The 504-nt window shown below is 63.1% G+C and carries 1 pseudogene; it reads left to right on the top strand.

The features are described from left to right. Positions 1–56: 56 nt before the first annotated feature. A pseudogene (locus tag F0Q34_RS21685) lies at positions 57–504 on the top strand (IS481 family transposase); the annotation flags it as partial.

Here is a 504-nt window from a genome sequence, read left to right as displayed (position 1 = left end):
TGTTTGATCCCAGGATTTGATGGTGCACTCTTCTCCCGCGACTGGAAGGAGGCACTATGGGCCAGGTTCTTCATGGCTGCGCCAGCACGACAGCGGCAGTCCGTCGAGCGATACAGCATAGTCAAGAGAGCCTGAGGAGCCTGGCTCAGCGCTACGGCATCAACCCCAAGACGGTGGCCAAGTGGCGAAAGCGGCGCTCCGTGGCCGACCTGCCCACCGGGCCAAAGAAGCCGGTATCGACGGTTCTCTCGATCGAGGAGGAGGCGGTGATCGTGGCCTTCCGGCGGCATACACTGCTGCCGCTCGATGACTGCCTCTACGCCTTACAGCCTACCATTCCACACCTGACACGCTCCGCCCTGCATCGCTGCCTCCAACGCCACGGCATCTCCCGCTTGCCCGAGACCGACGGTGACAAGCCGCGGCGCGCCAAGTTCAAGCGCTACCCGATCGGCTACTTCCACATCGACATCGCCGAGGTACACACCGAGGAGGGCAGGCTCT

Origin of the sequence: Teichococcus oryzae, from assembly GCF_008386565.1 — a bacterium.
GTDB lineage: Bacteria > Pseudomonadota > Alphaproteobacteria > Acetobacterales > Acetobacteraceae > Pseudoroseomonas > Pseudoroseomonas oryzae.
The sequence above is the reverse complement of the archived record's forward strand: the minus strand, read 5'-3'. Positions and strand labels throughout refer to the sequence as shown.